The organism is Cyanobium sp. ULC065, assembly GCF_977927515.1.
Map to the genome: position 1 here is coordinate 2,028,697 of NZ_OZ376393.1, position 14,905 is coordinate 2,043,601.

The following is a 14,905-nucleotide window of genomic DNA, read 5'->3' on the forward strand; positions in this document are numbered from 1 at the left end:
TACCGCAGCCGTTCAGGCTCAGGCCAGGGCAGGGATCGGCGGCAGGACGGGTCCGAGGAAAAGGCGGTAGGCGGGGTTGTCGGTCTCGTCCCAGTAGCGGTAGCCCAGCCCTTCGAGAAAGGTGTGCCAGGCGGCATTGTCTTCCGGTTCCACCTGCACCCCCACCACGATCCGCCCCACGTCGGCGCCCTGGTTGCGGTAGTGGAAGATGCTGATCGACCAGTTGGGGTGCAAGGCGTTGACAAACGCCATCAAGGCGCCAGGCCGTTCCGGGAACTCGAAACGGTAGAGCAGTTCCTGGCGCAGTTCCTGCCCCTCGCCGCTGAAGCCCTGGGGCCGGCGGCCCCCCACCATGTGGCGCAGATGCAGCTTCGCCAGCTCGTTGCCGCTGAGATCGAGGCAGGGGAAGCCACTCGCCTGCAGCTGGGCGATCAGGCCGGCGGTGTCGTCGGCGCCGCTGATCTGAACCCCCAGGAAGATGTGTGCCAGCTTCGGGTCTGCCATCCGGTAGCTGAATTCCGTGAGGCTGCGGGAACCCAGCAGCTCGCACAGCTGCCGCAGGCTGCCGGCCCGCTCCGGGATCTCCACGGCCACCATCGCTTCGCGCGCCTCGCCCAGCTCGGCCCGCTCGGCCACGAAACGCAGGCGGTCGAAGTTCATGTTGGCGCCGCAGGCCACCGCCACCAAGGTGCGTCCCTGAAGCTGGCGGCGCTGCACGTCTGCCTTCATGCCGGCGATCGCCAGGGCGCCGGCCGGCTCCAGAATCGAGCGGGTGTCTTCGAAGACGTCCTTGATCGCCGCGCAGATCTCGTCGGTCGTCACCGTCACCATGGCATCCACGTGCTGCTGGGCCAGAGCGAAGGTGTGTTCACCCACCTCCCGCACTGCAACCCCATCGGCGAACAGGCCCACCGTCTCCAGGCGGATGCGTCGGCCGGCCGCCAGGGAGCGGGCCATGGCGTCAGCATCCACCGGCTCCACACCGATCACCTCCACCTCCGGCCACACACTTTTCACATAGGCGGCGATGCCGGCGATGAGGCCGCCGCCGCCCACCGCCACGTAGATCGCATCGGGGGGTGAGGAGCATTGGCGCAGGATCTCCAGGCCGATCGTTCCCTGGCCGGCGATCACCTCAGGGTCGTCGAAAGGGTGGATGAAGGTGAGGCCCGCCTCCCGCGCGCGGCGCCGGGCTTCCAGGCAGGCCTCGTCATAGGTGTCGCCGTGGAGCACCACCGCGGCCCCGAGCGCGGCTACAGCGCGCACCTTCATCTCCGGAGTAGTGAGCGGCATCACGATCACGGCCCGGCAGCCGAGGCGGCCCGCCGCCAGCGCCACACCCTGCGCGTGGTTGCCCGCACTGGCGGCGATCACCCCCCGTTCCAGCTCCTCGGCGGTGAGGTGGGTCATGCGGTTGTAAGCACCGCGCAGCTTGAACGAGAACACCGGCTGGAGGTCCTCCCGTTTGAGCAGCACGTGGTTGCCGATGCGGCGCGAGAGATTGGGCGCCGGGTCGAGCGGCGACTCGATCGCCACGTCGTAGACGCGGGCACGCAGGATCCGCTGGAGGTAATCGCTCATCGACCCAGTGTGACAAGGGCCGGCCGGTGGCTGGCTGCAGACCGCTCAACCTCGATCTGGAGGCCTTTCACAGGCGGCTCACTCCCTCAGCACTCGCCTTCCCCTGCCCATTGGTGACCATTGCCGCCGACCGGCGGGAGGGGGAACGTAGATTGACCTGTACTGAACAGGCCGGGGCATGCATCTCAGCGAGCTGAGCCATCCCAATCAGTTGCATGGGCTCAGCGTCGCCGAGCTGGAAGGCATCGCGAGGCAGATCAGAGAGCGCCACCTGGAAGTGGTCTCCAGCAGCGGCGGCCACCTGGGCCCCGGCCTGGGGGTGGTCGAACTCACCCTCGCCCTCTACCAAACCCTGGATCTCGACCACGACAAAGTGGTGTGGGACGTGGGCCACCAGGCCTATCCCCACAAGCTGGTCACCGGCCGTTACCTCCGCTTCAACACCCTGCGTCAGCAGGGTGGCGTGGCCGGCTATCTGAAGCGCAGCGAGAGCCGTTTCGATGCCTTCGGCGCCGGCCATGCCTCCACCAGCATCTCGGCAGCCCTGGGCATGGCCCTGGCCCGCGATCGGCGCGGCGAGGATTTCAAGTGCGTGGCGGTGATCGGTGATGGAGCCCTCACCGGCGGCATGGCGCTGGAGGCGATCAACCATGCCGGCCACCTGCCGCACACCCGGCTGCTGGTGGTGCTGAACGACAACGACATGTCGATCTCACCGCCGGTAGGTGCGCTCTCCACTTACCTCAACCGCATGCGGCTGAGCCCGCCCCTGCAGTTTCTCTCCGGCAGCGCCGAAGAGGCGGTGAAGCACCTGCCCTTCATGCACGGCGAGCTGCCGCCTGAGCTCAAGACCCTCAAAGAGAGCATGAAGCGGCTCTCGGTGCCCAAGGTGGGCGCCGTGTTCGAAGAGCTGGGCTTCACCTACATGGGCCCGGTCGACGGCCACGACATCGCCGGGATGATGCGCACCTTCCAGGCGGCACACCGCTGCGAAGGCCCGGTGCTCGTGCATGTGGTCACCACCAAGGGCAAGGGGTACCCCTACGCCGAGGCCGATCAGGTGGCCTATCACGCCCAGTCGGCTTTCGATCTGAAAACCGGCAAGGCCTACCCCTCCAGCAAGCCGAAGCCACCCAGCTACAGCAAGGTGTTCGGCCAGACGCTGGTGAAGATCTGCGAGCTCGACCCCACCGTGGTGGGCATCACGGCCGCCATGGCCACCGGCACCGGCCTCGATCTGCTCGAAAAGGCACTCCCCGACCAATACTTCGACGTCGGTATCGCCGAGCAGCACGCCGTCACCATGGCGGCAGGCATGGCCTGCAACGGCGTCAAGCCTGTGGTGGCGATCTACAGCACCTTCCTGCAGCGCGCCTACGACCAGCTCATCCACGATGTCGGCATCCAGAACCTGCCGGTCACCTTCGTGCTCGATCGCGCCGGCATCGTCGGTGCCGACGGCCCCACCCACCAGGGCCAGTACGACATCAGCTACCTGCGCGCCGTTCCCAACTTCACGGTGATGGCTCCCAAAGATGAAGCCGAGCTCCAGCGCATGCTGGTCACGGCGATCGCCCATACCGGCCCTACCGCGATCCGCTTCCCCCGGGGCGAAGGCGAAGGGGTGCCGCTGGTGGAGGAAGGCTGGGAGCCGATCGCCATCGGCCGTGGCGAACAGCTCGCCGATGGCGACGACCTGCTGATCGTGGCTTATGGCGCCATGGTCTACCCGGCCATGGCCACCGCAGGGCTGCTGCAGGAGCAGGGTGTGCGGGCGGCCGTCGTCAATGCCCGCTTCCTGCGCCCTCTCGACGACTCCTTGATCGTGCCCCTGGCCCAGCGCATCGGCCGCGTGGTCACCATGGAAGAAGGCGCTCTGCCCGGTGGCTTCGGCGCTGCCGTGGTGGAAGCCCTCAACGACAACGACGTGCTGGTGCCGGTGCTGCGCATCGGCATTCCAGATGTGCTGGTGGATCACGCCAGCCCCGACCAGAGCAAGCAGGCGTTGGGGCTCACCCCGCCGCAGATGGCCACCCGCATCCTGCAGCGCTTTCAGCTCGCCGTGCTGCGCCAGCCACTCACGGTCTGAATCGCGCCTTGAGCTCAAGCGAACGGCTGCGCTGCCAGGTGCTGGTGGTGGGCTGCGGACCGGCGGGCGGAGAGTTGGCCCGGGGCCTGGCCCGCAGCGGCGTGGATGTGCTGGTGGTGGATGCCCTGCCGGATCTACGGACGCGTGCCTTCAGCAGCGCCGCGCTACCGCTGGAGGCGATCGAACGCTTCGGTCTGCCGCCGGAGGTGGTGGCCAGCCGCTGGAGCGGTTGGCAGCTGTTCGGCCCCGGCGACGACCAGCGCCATTGGAGCCAGGAGCAACCGCTTGGGGCCGTGCTCGACTTCGGTGCCCTGCGCCACTGGCTGGGGCTGCAGGCCAGTGGCTGGGGAGCTCGCCTTGCGTTCGGCCTGCGGGCGAAGCGCTGCGAGGCGGTGGGCGATCGCCTGCGCACTTCGTTGGTCGGGGCGTCAGGTGCTGTGGTGGAGGTGGAGAGCAACTGGGTGGTGGACGCCAGTGGCCAGGGGCGAGCCTTGATCGGTGACCCTCCCCCCAGCCGCGATCCGCTGGTGCGTGGGGTGGGGGTGGAATGGCTGCTGCAGGTGCCGGAGCCGCTCTGGCGCCGCTGGAGCAACCGGCTCAGCTTCTGCCTCGGCTCCCAGTGGATGCCCCAGGGCTACGGCTGGGTGTTTCCCATGCAGCCCGGCCTGTTGAAACTGGGTGTGTGCCGCCTGGAAGATCCTCGCCGCCAGGGAGCTCAACCGGCCCTTGGCACCTGCCTGCAGCAGTTGCAGCGCCGCTGGCTGCTACAGGAGGCAGAGGTGGTGGATCGGCACGGCGGTGTGATCCGCAGCTCGGTACGTCGCCGGGAACCCCACCGCCGCGGCAGGTTGCTGGGCCTGGGCGATGCCATCAGCACCGCCAACCTGCTGGGCGGTGAGGGGATTCGCCACGCCATGGCAAGTGGCCGCCTGCTGGTACCGGCGCTGGTGGAGGCGTTGGCCGGCAACGAACGGCCGCTTGACCGCTACCCAGGCCAGCTCAAGCGCATGCTGGGCTGGCGTTGGAGCCTGAGCGGCAGGCTGGCCCAACGCACCTGGATTGGCCTGGTGGACGAGCAGGGAGACCGCAGACTTTCAGCTCTGCTGCACGGCCTGGAGCAGACCGCCGCCGCCGGCGATCTCTCCGCGCTGTTGTTCCACTACCGCTTCGAGCGTTACGGGGGGCGGATGCTCCCCTACCTGCTGGGGTGGCGCTGAAGCGCCACCCACTCGGGCCGTGAACTCAGAGCACACCCCGGGAGGCCAGGCCCTGAATGGCGCCGATGCCGAAGATGTGGCCCAGGCTGGTGGTGGCCAGCAGGGAGGCATGGCTCAGGCCGCCGAAGAACTGCGGGCTGGGCAGCTGGGCGCCTTCGGAGGGGTACTTGATGGTGGCCTTGCCGATGCCGATGGCAATCACATTGCAGACAATCATCACCAGAGCCACTTTCGGTGACCAGGAAATCGAAGCGGGGGCAAGCGCGAGGAGCGGAGCGATCATCTTGGATCTGAAACCGACGCCCCATCTTCCGGGTGAACCACTCCATCCTCACCCGGGCGTAAAACTTGTTCATGGCCCTGAGGCGGTGGGCCGTCCGCGGAGGCGGTGCTGAAACCCAGCAACACCATCAGATTGGCCACGGTGAGGAAGGCCTCGGCAGCGCCATGCAAGGGGTCCACATCCGCCAGCTGCTGGCCAAAACGGAGTTCTGCCACCACCGCGGCCACGATCGTGACGGCCACGAACACCAGCGTGAACTGAAAGCCTCGCAAGGCCAGCGGCGGGAAGCGGCCGCTGCGACCGGCCCAGCGCAGGAAGGCCAGGTAGGGCAGCAAGGAGAGCACGAACAGGGGCGCAGGATCCACAGCTGCCAGCGGTTGCAGCAACCCGAGGCCGTGGCGCCATCCATCCTGAACAGCGCCAACGGCCCCGCTCAGACCGGAGCTGCCTGCAGCGCTGCTGGCCATGACGAACGCATGGAAAGGGGCAGCAAGCTGATTGAAGGAGTGGAGGGGGGCAGTGAGCAGAGCGATGACAGGCAACGGAATGACAAGAAGCGGCATGATCCCCGTCAGGCCTGACGCGGGGACGGCAGCAACTGCCAGCCAGCTACCGCCAGTGCGATGTTGCCGACCAAGGTGGTGAAGGCCTGAAACACCACCAGGCCACGCAGAGCTTCGGTGTTGTCGAACAGGTGCCAGGTGCAGGCCGCCATGGCGCTCACAAGGGCAGGCAGCATGGCCAGGGCCAGCCAGCGCCACTGCGGTTCATGGCGCCGTTCCCCCCAGCGCACGATCGCTGCGATGGCGAGCATCCACTCCAGCACCGAGGCGATGTGGATCCACCAGGTGGGCAGCGAGAGCGCGTGCATCGGAGCGTCCGCTTGAGTGGCCTCATCATGAAGGAGCCCGCTGCGACCATGCCAGCGTTGGCAGTTCCGGTCTCGCCCCTGCCTGCCGGCGCCCCTGCCTGCCACGTCACTGGCAGCCCGACTGATGCCGACCCCCTGATGCCGAACCGTCCCCTGCTCTGCGGCTACTACGGCGAGCACAACCTCGGCGACGATGCCCTGCTCACCGCCTTGCTGGCGCAGCTGCCAGCGGGATGCGATCCACTCGTGACCGCATTCGATCGCGAGGAGGTGGAGCGCTGCTTCGGGGTGCGCACCGTGGACCGTCGGCGCCTGGCGTCGGTGTTGCAGGCCCTGGGTGGCTGCGATGCGCTGGTGCTGGGTGGCGGCAGCCTGCTGCAGGACGTCACCAGCTTCGGCAGCCTGATCTATTACACCGGACTGATCCTGCGGGCGCGCCTGGCTGGCCTGCCTGTGCTGCTTTGGGGACAGGGGCTGGGCCCACTGCGCCGCCGCCGCAGCCGGCTGCTGGTGCAGCGCCTGCTGCCTCTGGTGCAGGGGATCACCTGGCGGGATGCCGGTTCAGCGGCCCTGGCTGCTGAGTGGGGTGTGCAGGCGCCAGTGGGCAGTGATCCGGTGTGGTCGTTGCCGGCTCAGTGCTGGCAGGGGCCGGGCGGACCGATCGTGCTGTGCTGGCGCCCCACCAGGCTGCTCAATGACAGCGGCTGGGCCGTGCTGCTGCAGGCCCTTGACCAGGTGGCGCGCCGCCTGGACCGGCCGGTGCACTGGCTGCCCTTCCACCGGGAGCAGGACACGGGCTTGCTGCAGGAGTTGAAGGAGAGGGGTCTCTTGCCGCAGGGGCTTGAGGCCCGCAGCCGGGAGCTGCAGGTGAGGACTCCAGAGGAGGCCTGCGAGCAGTTCCATGGGGCCGCGCTGGTGGTGTCGATGCGGCTGCATGGCCTGATCCTGGCGGCCCTGGCAGGAGCCCCCTGCGCAGCACTCAGCTACGACCCCAAGGTGAGGAGGGCCGCTGATGCTCTCGCCTGCCCCTGCATCGATCTGGAAGCAACGGCCCTGGCGGCGCACCAGACAGGACCCCTGGCGCAGAGCTGGCTGAGCGCTGCCGAGATTCCCCCGGCAGGAGCCACCATTGAGCAGTTGCGCCAGCAAACGGCAGTTCACGCTGCGTTGCTGCATCAGCAGCTGGGCTGACTACCGGCTTCGGCTCGCAGAACCGAAGGACGACGGCCCCACGGGACGCATCAGAATTGCTGCCACATCCGGCTGGCAACGGAATTGTTGGCAGTATCCGGCTCGAGCCACACCTGTTTGCCGTCTGTGGCTCGCGGCCGGCTTGGCGGGTGGTTTGACTGGCAAGCCGGTGACCTTTGCACCTCTCCGATGGACCGCGTGAAACTGCAGATCCTGCTCAGCGTGCTGATCCCGCTGGGGGCGATGGCCTACTGGCTGAGCACGCTCGGCTTCTTCGAAAAGCCGTGAACCTGGCCGCGGACGGTGGTCAGCGGCCAGTGACCGCAGCCTTCTAGTTGCTGGCAGGAGCGGCCATCGCCAGCGGGATGCGCGGCACCGGGAAGCCATTGCTGCCCAGCACATCCACGATCATGCGGTTGGTGTCGAAGTAGACCTGCCAGTAGTTGTCCGTATGGGTGTAAGGGCGAACGGCAAGTTTCGGGCCGCGCTCGGTGAACTCCAGCACCTCCACATCTGCCGGCATGCCGTCGTACTGGTTGGGAACGCTCTTGATGCCCTCCTTGAGCAGGGCAACGGCACGGGCCACATCGGCGCTGTTGTCGAGCTGGGCCACCAGTTCCACCCGTCGGAACGGATGCACGGAATAGTTCTGGATGTTGTCGCTGAAGAGCTTGCCGTTGGGAATGATATTGCGGACATTATCGGGAGAGAGCACCGAGCTCACGAACATGCCGATTTCCTCCACGGTGCCGGTGACGCCGGCGGCAGTGATGAAATCGCCCACGCTGAAGGGGCGGAAGACCTGGAGGAACACCCCGGCGGCGAAATTGCCAAGCATGCCGCTCCAGGCCGCGCCGATGGCCACGCCTGCACCGGCCAGTAGGGCGGCGAAGCTGGCCGTTTCAATGCCGAAGAAGCCAAGGATGGCCACCACCAGGATCACCCGCAGCACTGCCGCGAGGATGTTGAGCAGGTAAGACACCACCGTCGCGTCGAGGCTGCTGTGGCGCAGAGAGCTGCGCAACAGGCGCACGGCCAGGGTGATGAGCCAGCCGCCGGCAATCCAGAGGGCAACAGCGCCCACCAGCTTGAAGATGAACGGAACGACGATCGCAGTGATCAGGGCGAGGCTCTCAGGCACGGAGAGAGAATCGGGGTGCAGCAGAACGCTGCTGTTTCCTGAGCCTCACGTCAACCGAATGTTGAGGTCTTGGCACGGTGGATGGCACGTACAACGTGCAGGGTGCAGAAGAGGCACTCTGCGTCCCTCTCACCAGATGCACGCAGCAGAACGCTCACCCCATGCTCGCTGCCGCAAGTTCGGCGGGTCCACTCCACCATCAGGTGGTGAGCGAACCGCTGGATAGCCCGCGAAGGCGCTCGAGTTCATCAAGCACTTCCTTGCTGTGGCCGCTGGGGCGCACGGCCACCCAGCGGGTACGCAGCATCCCTTCAGGATCGATCAGGAACGTGTGACGCTGGGAAAAGGGCGGCAGCCAGGAGCCGTAACGCTGGCTCACCTTGCCGCCGGGGTCGGAAAGCAGTGGAAAGGCCAGTCCCTCGCTGTCGCAGAAGGCGGCGTGATCATCGAGTGCATCGGCGCTGATACCAACCACCTCAGCCTGAAGGCTGTGGAAGCTGGCCAGATCGTTCTGAAAGCCTCTCGCTTCCAGCGTGCAACCGCCGGTGAAATCCTTGGGATAAAAGAAGAGCGCGAGCCAGCGGCCGCGGAAATCTTCAAGCCCGAGGGTGGTGGGTTCCAGCTGATCGGCCGTGAAGGCCGGCAAACGAAACGAAGGAGCTGGACGGTCGAGCTCCGGAAGGGTTCCACCCATCGCTATGGCCGCACGCGGTCGGCCCAGCCATGCGGATACAAACAGGGCGGAACCCTGCAGGAGTCGTCGACGCTTCACCAAACCGGGACGTACCGGCTCAGATTTTGGCCAGGTTGATGCCCAGTTCGCGGGCGTAGGCGCCCAGACCCTTCTTCTGGATGGTGCGAAGGGTGCGGGTGGCCACGCGCAGCTTCACCCAGCGGTTGCCTTCAGCCCACCACAGGCGACGCTCCTGCAGATTCACCTGCTGGAGCTTCTTGGTGCGCACGTGGGAATGGCTGACCGCCATGCCGTTGTTGGCACGCTTACCGGTGAGTTGGCAAACCCGGGACATGACGTTCAGCTGCTGAAAATGACAAACGGGCCAGGCCCGAAGGGGCGAATCTAGCAAAGAGGAGGCGAGGCCTCAGAGGCCCCGCTCCATGAGGCGACCCATCAGGTTGGAGCTGCGCTGCTGGAAGCCCGCCAGCTCGTTGGGTTCAAGGCCTCCCACCGAAAGGCGGGCCAGCTCGTAGATGTGACGGCTGAGGTCGTCGGCGAGCTGCTGGCTGGGGGAGCTCCCGCCACCGGTGATCACGGCGCCGGCGGACAGCTTGAGGAGCCCCTCCACCAGGGCATGGCGGCGGTTGATCAGCAGCACGTGGTGGTCGGGCAGGCCGGGCAGACGTTGCTCCATGAAGGCGCCCATGTCATTGATGCGCCGCATCTGCTCCGGCAAAAGGATCAAGGCGGCTGGGGCGTTGTCCCCCTTGAGGGCCTGCACCTGAATGGTCACCTTGTCGTTGGCCAAGGCCTGCTTGAAGAGACTGCGCAGCTGCTCGGAGCTGTCCTTCCCCTGGGAATCGGTGAGCTCGCTCTCCTTCTCCTGGAGGCTGTCGTCGAGTTCGGCGTCAACGCGGTTGAAGGTGAGCTCCTCGTGGCGTGCCTCCAGCCAGGGGATGAACTGGGCATCGATCAGGGCATCGGCCAGGAGCACCTCGGCGCCCTGGCTTTGCCACAGGGCCAGCGCTCCGGCCTGGCCGGCCTCATCGGTGCAATAGAGGATGCGCTTGTCGTTCTCAGGCGCTAGCCGGCTGCGGTAGGCGGCGAGGGTGGTGAACGCCTTACCGCCCACGGCGATCGGCTCGGGGTCGGCGGCAGCGGCCGTGGTGCCGAACAGCACCAGATCCGCCACCTGCTCGGCGAACTTGTCGTCTTCCATGGCGCCGATCTTGATGAAGGGAGCGATGCCCTCCCAGATCTCGGCGTAGCGGGTCGGTTCGTCCTTCTGGAGCTGCTTGAGCCGGTCACCCACCTTCTTGGCCACAAAGCCACCGATCGAGCGCACGCGCCGGTCGGTCTGCAGGGCGGAGCGGCTGACGTTGAGGGGGATGTCGGGAGAGTCGATCACGCCGCGCAGCGGCAGCAGGTAGCGGGGCACCACCTCCTTGATCGAATCGCTGACGAACACCTGGTTGCAGTAAAGGCGAATTTCGCCTTTCTCCCAATCACCCCGGCCTGTGAGTTTGGGGAAGTAGAGAATGCCTTGAAGGTTGTAGGGGTAGTCGGTGTTGAGGTGAACCCAGAGCAGGGGATCACCCTGGAAGGGGTAGAGATAGCGGTAGAGCTCGATGTAGTCATTCTCAGTGAGGTCGCGGGCGCTCTGGCGCCACGGTGCCTGCCGCTTGTTGACCGTTTCGCCTTCCAACTGCACTTCCACCGGCAGGAAATCGCAGTAGGTGGTGATCAGCGAGCGAATGCGGGATGGCTCGATGTATTCCATCTCCTCCTCCTGCAGGTGCAGGATCACATCGGTGCCAGGCTCGGCGCGTTCGCCCGATTCGAGGCTGAAGTTGGGGGAGCCGTCGCAGCTCCAGCGCACAGCCTCGGATTCGGGGCGTGCGCTCAGGCTCACCAGCTCCACCTTTGCCGCCACCATGAAGCTGGAGTAGAAGCCAAGGCCAAAATGGCCGATGATGGCGTCGTCTTCCCGTTTGTATTTCTCCAGGAACTCCTCGGCGCTGGAGAAGGCCACCTGGTTGATGTAGCGCTTCACCTCATCGGCCGTCATGCCGATGCCGTTGTCGCTGATGGTGAGGGTCTTGGCTTCGCGATCAATGCGGATCTGAATCCGGCCTTCCTCACCCTCGCTGCAATCTCCAGCCATCGCTGCCATGCGGCGCTTGCTGATGGCATCCACCCCATTGCTCACCAGCTCCCGCAGGAACACCTCATGGCCGGAATACACGGCCTTCTTGATGATCGGAAAGATGTTCTCGGTGTGGATCTGAATCTGGCCCTGTTCCAGCACCGTCATGGCAGTTGAGTCACTGAAGCGACCTTAGGGATCCCCCTGGACCGGCTCAAGCCGTGGCAGGGAGGGGTCTCCGAACCCCTGGTGTGGTGGCAAGGGCATCGCGGGCGGCGCGGGCGCCATTGAGGCGTGCCAAGCGCATGGAGGGGAGCCACCAGTGCAGGTCCAGGTCCTTGCCGCGCCTTGCATGGGTGCTTGCGCCTACCCCTTGGGCACGCTGTGGCGGCCTGCCGGTTGCGCGGCCATGCGGAGCCCAGCAGCACCAGGCGACGCTTTGGAGCAGGGATGGTCATCCGCCAGCGATGGCCATCTGAACGGATGAAGTGGGCAGCCGGATGGACCTTGCAAGGGGGGATAGTCCTCAGCGCTGAGATTGCTTTCACCGGCCACAAGCCAACGGGGATCTGATTCCTTCTTGCCTGGCATGGGATGAGCGCGGAGCCTTACGCGGAGCATCGAGCCATCTGGGGGGATACAGAGCAACATCCCTGGGGATAGGAGCATGGATGGTCCGGACAGATGGCAAGCTGATGAAGACTCTTTCGCTGCCGACGGATCCGGTCCATTGCCAGTCGTTGGTGCATCAGCCGTCTTTAGCTCCAACCGCACGTTGTGGCCACGCACTCAACAGCAACAGCCCAGTCAGCAGCTCAGGCATGGCTCTGAGCGGATGCTGAATCCCCTGGTGGGAATACACACCTCGGCGCATGAGGGCGGAGTTCGTTGCTCAATTCCGCTCAAAGCCCGGCAAACCACTCGTAGCCGTTGTCTTCCCAGGTGCCGCGCCGCAACGGGTCGAGTGAGCTGATCACCTCAAGCCCCGTCACCCATTTACTGAGTTTGTAACCCAGCTTGATCCGCGAGGCGAGGCGCGGGGGGGCACCATTGGCCACCGGCAGCGGCGCACCGTTCATGCCGGTGGCCAGCAGGGTCTGGGGATGCAGCGCGGAAGCGATGTCCCAGGTGGTGAAGAACTGATCGGCGGATTCGATCGCCACGTAGCCGCCCAGGCTGGAAAATCCAGCCAGTGCCAGCACATCGGCGAGCCGCACCCCCGACCAGCACACGATCGCCGCCCAACCCTCCACGCACACATGGCGGATGGTGATCTCGTGCTGGGGCAGAGCGGCCAGATCGGCCAGATTCAACTGCAGCTGCTGGCGCACCAGCCCATCCACGCGCAACCGGTAGCGCGCAGGATCCAGCCGCGGCACACCGTTGAAGCTGTTCACCAACAGCGCCGCAGGATCCACCTGACCCCGGCGAAACTCCGGCACCTTGCCCTTCCCCTGCAGCAACGCTTCGAGACGCTCGTTCAACGCAGAGTGGCCTTCCCCACCTGCTCGCTGAAGCGATTGAGAGCGCACCCGCCCAGCAGCAAAGGAGCTCCACCGCTGTAACCCAGGCCTAGCAATTGCCGGCGGGTCAGCCAGGGGCTCTGCGGTGTCAAGCGAGCATGGAGCGCCAGAGCCGCCATCCTCCGACGCGCCAGGAGAGGGTGGCATGGGCCAGGGTGAGGACAGCGATGGCGGGAATCGTGGCCAGGTGAGCCACACGCAAGGTGTGCCAGCTGGTGGCACCGAACAGTTCCCCGAAGCTGAACAGGCCCGACAGCCACCAGAACTGAGCCGGCTTGTACATCGCCAGGCCCGTCATCAGCGCAAAGGCCAGCAGAACAAGCATCAAGGTGTAGATCAGGCGATGCGCCGACAGGCGTCGCCTGGCCAGATTCGAACTCGCGTTCAGCGTGGCCAGATCGCTGCTCTGCGCCAGCCGGTCGCGGCGCCGCTGGATCAGCAGGGCGATCCAGAGTCCAAGGTTCAAGCGCAGAGGCCCATGAAGCCGAAGTGCCAGTCGCGTCCGCCGGCCAGCCAACCGCCCAGGGTGAACAGCTCCGGCACGGTGGCGCCGCCACGACCACCGAACGCGGGATGGGCGTTGTAAATCTGTAGACCGCTGGCAGCCATCACCAGAAACACCACCAGGTTGAACCCGTGGAAGGCCCGCGTCCAGAGCGGATGCCGGTGGCGGGAGGGTGACACCTCAGCTGCGACGCTGCTCGGCCGGCCGCTCCTCCGGCACGATCGCCCCCTCCACCGGGCACACCTGCAGGCAGATGCCGCAGTCGATGCAGGTGTCAAATTCGATCCAGTAAAAGGAAGTGCCTTTGCTGTTGGCTCCCGAGCCCGGCTTGATGCAGGCCACTGGACAGGCATCCACGCAATCGGCCACGCCCTCGCAGACATCGGTGAGGATCGTGTGGGCCATGACGGGGCGGGCGCAAGCGTGGCGCGATCCTAGAAATCCGCCAGGCCCTGCTCCGGCTCAGCCAAGCCACTCCAGCCCTTGGCTGTCGCGGCTGAAGGCGACCGCCTCAGCCTCAGTGTGCGAGCCGAGCGGCTCCGGCAGCAGCTCGGCAGCGCGGCCCTGAGCATGGAGCTGATCGAGCCTTTCCAGGGCAGAAGCGAGTCCGCCGGGGTGGCTGTAGGCCACCAGCAGCGGGCGCTCCGCCAGCCTGGTCGCTTCCTTGCTGCCGGGGGTGCCGTTGAGCAGCTCGCGGATGTCTTCGATCGAAAAGGCGAAACCCACACCCGCGGCCAGGGCCGCATCGGCGCAGAAGCGACCCACCAGGGCGTCGTAGCGGCCGCCGCTGGCCACATCCACCGGTGCCGCCGCACCGCGACACACCAGCTTGAGCACGATGCCGTCGTAGAGATCGAAGTGGGGCTGGAAGCTGGGATCCAGCTGCAGTTGCACCCCAAGGCGCTCGGCCGCTGGGCGTACCAGCTCCAGCGTGGTGGCCAGCTCCGTCAGCAGTGGGCTGGTCCCCAGGTGCCGCTCCAGTTCCTTCAGCACCCAGGCCGGTTCGCCGCGCAGGCGCAGCAGGGCCTGCAGCTGCGCCTGTTCCACAGGCTCCAGCGGAATGGCAGCCAGGGCCAGCGGATCGAAGCCCGTGAGGGCACGGCGACAGGCAGTGCGGTGCTGGGAAGGCAAGCGTTCGAGCAAGGTGCTGAGCAGCCCGTGGTGGCCCACCAGCAGCTGGGGTTCATGGCTGGGCTCCAACCCGACCGTTTCGGTGCAGGCCAGCAGCAGGCGGATCAGCTCCACATCGGCGGAGGCCGTGGGCACCCCGAGCAGCTCCACACCGCTCTGCAGTTGCTCACTGATGCGTTGCCCGCCCGCATCACCCACGAGGGCGCGGAAGGTGGGCCCTTCCGCCCAGAGGCGCAGCGGCCGTGGGCGCGCAGCCATGCGGGTGGAGGCCGCCCGGGCGATTGAGGCCGTGAACTCAGGCCGCAGGCCCAGCGGTTCTTCCGCCGCGAGGCGCACCACGTCCTGCTCGGCGATGCCGCCGCCGGCTTGCAGCGTGTCGAGCCGTTCCACCGACGGGGGCGCCACTTCCTGGTAACCCCAGAGCCGATAAACCTCCGCCAGACGCTCGCGCAGGCGCCGGTTGCCGCCCACCTGGACGGGATTGAGATCCCTGGCGCCGGCGGCGGGTTGCAGGGCCATGGGAAATCAGAGGAAAGTGAAGGGGAGCGGCT

General features: G+C 66.4%; 16 protein-coding genes. 3 read left to right on the forward strand and 13 right to left on the reverse strand.

All coding sequences use genetic code 11. From position 1 onward, the window contains the following. Positions 1 to 18: 18 nt before the first annotated feature. The gene (ilvA, locus tag ACXMDP_RS10025; RefSeq protein WP_094510500.1) at positions 19 to 1,581 is read right to left on the reverse strand and encodes a threonine ammonia-lyase, biosynthetic; all 1,563 of its coding nucleotides are present in this window, start codon (positions 1,579 to 1,581) and stop codon (positions 19 to 21) included. Positions 1,582 to 1,759: 178 nt separating this feature from the next. Between ilvA and dxs the strand changes: the two genes are divergently transcribed. Beyond that, the gene (gene dxs, locus ACXMDP_RS10030) at positions 1,760 to 3,670 is read left to right on the forward strand and encodes a 1-deoxy-D-xylulose-5-phosphate synthase (RefSeq protein WP_457766847.1); all 1,911 of its coding nucleotides are present in this window, start codon (positions 1,760 to 1,762) and stop codon (positions 3,668 to 3,670) included. An 8-nt stretch (positions 3,671 to 3,678) separates the two neighbouring features. After that, positions 3,679 to 4,887, forward strand: coding sequence for an NAD(P)/FAD-dependent oxidoreductase (locus ACXMDP_RS10035; protein WP_457766848.1), 1,209 nt, complete (start codon positions 3,679 to 3,681; stop codon positions 4,885 to 4,887). A gap of 25 nt (positions 4,888 to 4,912) precedes the next feature. On the opposite strand, the gene psaK is transcribed toward ACXMDP_RS10035, so the two are convergent. The 3 genes from psaK to ACXMDP_RS10050 form a co-directional block, all read right to left on the reverse strand. Then, positions 4,913 to 5,170: a photosystem I reaction center subunit PsaK gene (gene psaK, locus ACXMDP_RS10040; protein WP_094510498.1), complete on the reverse strand. Its 258-nt coding sequence runs from the start codon at positions 5,168 to 5,170 to the stop codon at positions 4,913 to 4,915. Continuing rightward, positions 5,167 to 5,637 carry a DUF3593 domain-containing protein gene (locus tag ACXMDP_RS10045; protein ID WP_311134082.1) on the reverse strand — a complete coding sequence of 157 codons (471 nt, stop codon included), beginning with the start codon at positions 5,635 to 5,637 and terminating at the stop codon, positions 5,167 to 5,169. Before ACXMDP_RS10045 ends, psaK begins: the two co-directional genes overlap by 4 nt. Before the next feature lie 104 nt (positions 5,638 to 5,741). Beyond that, the gene (locus tag ACXMDP_RS10050) at positions 5,742 to 6,041 is read right to left on the reverse strand and encodes a DUF2499 domain-containing protein (RefSeq protein WP_255100908.1); all 300 of its coding nucleotides are present in this window, start codon (positions 6,039 to 6,041) and stop codon (positions 5,742 to 5,744) included. A gap of 138 nt (positions 6,042 to 6,179) precedes the next feature. On the opposite strand from ACXMDP_RS10050, the gene csaB reads away from it, so the two are divergent. Next, on the forward strand, positions 6,180 to 7,232 hold the full coding sequence (gene csaB / locus ACXMDP_RS10055; protein ID WP_259728673.1) for a polysaccharide pyruvyl transferase CsaB: 1,053 nt from the start codon (positions 6,180 to 6,182) through the stop codon (positions 7,230 to 7,232). A gap of 331 nt (positions 7,233 to 7,563) precedes the next feature. On the opposite strand, the gene ACXMDP_RS10060 is transcribed toward csaB, so the two are convergent. The 9 genes from ACXMDP_RS10060 to ACXMDP_RS10100 all read right to left on the reverse strand — a co-directional run bounded on the left by ACXMDP_RS10060 (position 7,564) and on the right by ACXMDP_RS10100 (position 14,873). Further along, complete coding sequence (locus ACXMDP_RS10060; RefSeq protein WP_094510495.1) at positions 7,564 to 8,373, reverse strand: mechanosensitive ion channel family protein; 810 nt, start codon at positions 8,371 to 8,373, stop codon at positions 7,564 to 7,566. A 199-nt stretch (positions 8,374 to 8,572) separates the two neighbouring features. After that, positions 8,573 to 9,145, reverse strand: coding sequence for a peroxiredoxin (locus tag ACXMDP_RS10065; protein ID WP_259728678.1), 573 nt, complete (start codon positions 9,143 to 9,145; stop codon positions 8,573 to 8,575). 19 nt (positions 9,146 to 9,164) lie between these two features. Then, positions 9,165 to 9,401: a 50S ribosomal protein L28 gene (gene rpmB, locus ACXMDP_RS10070; RefSeq protein ID WP_094510493.1), complete on the reverse strand. Its 237-nt coding sequence runs from the start codon at positions 9,399 to 9,401 to the stop codon at positions 9,165 to 9,167. Positions 9,402 to 9,473: 72 nt separating this feature from the next. Next, a complete protein-coding gene (gene htpG / locus ACXMDP_RS10075; RefSeq protein ID WP_259728672.1) occupies positions 9,474 to 11,363 on the reverse strand; it encodes a molecular chaperone HtpG in 1,890 nt (629 codons plus the stop codon). Between the two features lie 734 nt (positions 11,364 to 12,097). After that, positions 12,098 to 12,679 (reverse strand): molybdopterin-dependent oxidoreductase, encoded by a 582-nt coding sequence (locus tag ACXMDP_RS10080; RefSeq protein ID WP_259728671.1) that lies wholly within the window; start codon positions 12,677 to 12,679, stop codon positions 12,098 to 12,100. A gap of 127 nt (positions 12,680 to 12,806) precedes the next feature. Beyond that, positions 12,807 to 13,184, reverse strand: a complete 378-nt coding sequence (locus ACXMDP_RS10085; protein WP_259728670.1) for a hypothetical protein — start codon at positions 13,182 to 13,184, stop codon at positions 12,807 to 12,809. Continuing rightward, positions 13,181 to 13,402, reverse strand: coding sequence for a hypothetical protein (locus tag ACXMDP_RS10090; RefSeq protein WP_259728669.1), 222 nt, complete (start codon positions 13,400 to 13,402; stop codon positions 13,181 to 13,183). Before ACXMDP_RS10090 ends, ACXMDP_RS10085 begins: the two co-directional genes overlap by 4 nt. 1 nt (position 13,403) lies before the next feature. Then, a complete protein-coding gene (locus tag ACXMDP_RS10095) occupies positions 13,404 to 13,628 on the reverse strand; it encodes an indolepyruvate ferredoxin oxidoreductase subunit alpha (RefSeq protein ID WP_259728668.1) in 225 nt (74 codons plus the stop codon). Between the two features lie 57 nt (positions 13,629 to 13,685). After that, positions 13,686 to 14,873 (reverse strand): ATP phosphoribosyltransferase regulatory subunit, encoded by a 1,188-nt coding sequence (locus ACXMDP_RS10100; protein ID WP_259728667.1) that lies wholly within the window; start codon positions 14,871 to 14,873, stop codon positions 13,686 to 13,688. Between the last annotated feature and the right edge of the window lie 32 nt (positions 14,874 to 14,905).